This is a genomic window from Pseudomonas sp. AGC41 (assembly GCF_057334555.1).
In genome coordinates, this window is record NZ_JBHFJB010000117.1 from 47,946 (window position 1) to 49,327 (window position 1,382).

Below are 1,382 nucleotides of genomic sequence, written 5' to 3' on the forward strand. Positions count from 1 at the left end.
CGATGAGGCCTGTACATTCAACATTGATGTTGTCCGACAGACCGCTTTCGCGAGCAGGCTCGCTCCCACATGGGTTTTGTGGTGAAGCTGAGAGGACACCGTTTTGCGCTCTACCGAAGTCGTGATCATTGGCGCTGGCGCCGCGGGGTTGATGTGCGCGCTGACCGCCGCCGGGCGTGGGCGGCAGGTGATGCTGCTGGACCACGCCAACAAGGCCGGCAAGAAGATCCTCATGTCGGGCGGAGGACGCTGCAACTTCACCAACATGTACACCGAACCGGGCAACTTCCTCTCGCAGAACCCGCACTTCTGCAAGTCGGCCCTGGCCCGCTACACCCAATGGGATTTCATCGCGCTGGTGGCCAAGCACGGCGTGCCCTATCACGAGAAAAAACTCGGCCAGTTGTTCTGCGATAACAAGTCCAGCGACATCCTCGGCCTGCTGCTGGACGAGTGTGACCAGGCCGGCGTCAACCTGCACCTGGACACCTCGATCGAGCGGATCGAGAAGACCGCCGACGGCTACCTGCTGCAAACCACCCTCGGGCCCATTGCCTGCCAATCCCTGGTGATCGCCACGGGCGGGCTGTCGATCCCGACCCTGGGCGCGACTGGCTTCGGCTATCAGGTGGCCAGGCAATTCGGCCACCAGTTGCTGCCGACCCGTGCAGGGCTGGTGCCGTTCACCATCACCGATCAGTTGAAGAGCCTGTGCACCGAACTGTCGGGCACATCGGTGGACTGTCTGGTGAGCTGCAACGAGCAGGGTTTTCGCGAGAACATCCTGTTCACCCATCGCGGCTTGAGCGGTCCGGCGATCTTGCAGATCTCGTCGTTCTGGGAGCCGGGCGACACGGTGCAGATCAACCTGCTGCCCGACCACGACGTGCCGCAGTGGCTGCAACAGCAACAGGCCGAACGCCCGAACAGCGAGCTCAAGACCCTGCTGGGCGAACTGTTCACCAAAAAAATGGCCAACCTGCTGGCCGACACCTGGTTCGTCTCCAAGCCAATGAAGCAATACACCCACGCGGAACTGGCGGAGATCGCCGAGAAGCTGGCGAGCTGGAGCGTCGTTCCCGCCGGCACCGAAGGCTACCGCACCGCTGAAGTGACCCTGGGCGGCGTCGACACCCGAGAAGTTTCTTCCAAGACCATGGAGTCGCTGAAAAGCCCCGGGCTGTATTTCATTGGCGAAGTGCTCGACGTCACCGGTCACCTGGGCGGCTTCAACTTCCAGTGGGCCTGGGCTTCGGGGTATGCGGCGGCGCAGTACGTCTGATCCGGACAGACTTGAAGTTAGCAATGATCCCTGTGTGGGAGCGAGCCTGCTCGCGAATGGCGGTGAATCAGGCAACATCAATGCCGACTGATCCAACGCC

At 61.8% G+C, this 1,382-nt stretch carries 1 protein-coding gene; it reads left to right on the top strand.

Going from position 1 to position 1,382, the window contains the following annotated elements; all coding sequences use genetic code 11:
• Positions 1–103 precede the first annotated feature (103 nt).
• Positions 104–1,282 carry a BaiN/RdsA family NAD(P)/FAD-dependent oxidoreductase gene (locus tag ACE04F_RS20410; RefSeq protein WP_486109488.1) on the top strand — a complete coding sequence of 393 codons (1,179 nt, stop codon included), beginning with the start codon at positions 104–106 and terminating at the stop codon, positions 1,280–1,282.
• The last annotated feature ends 100 nt before the right edge of the window (positions 1,283–1,382 follow it).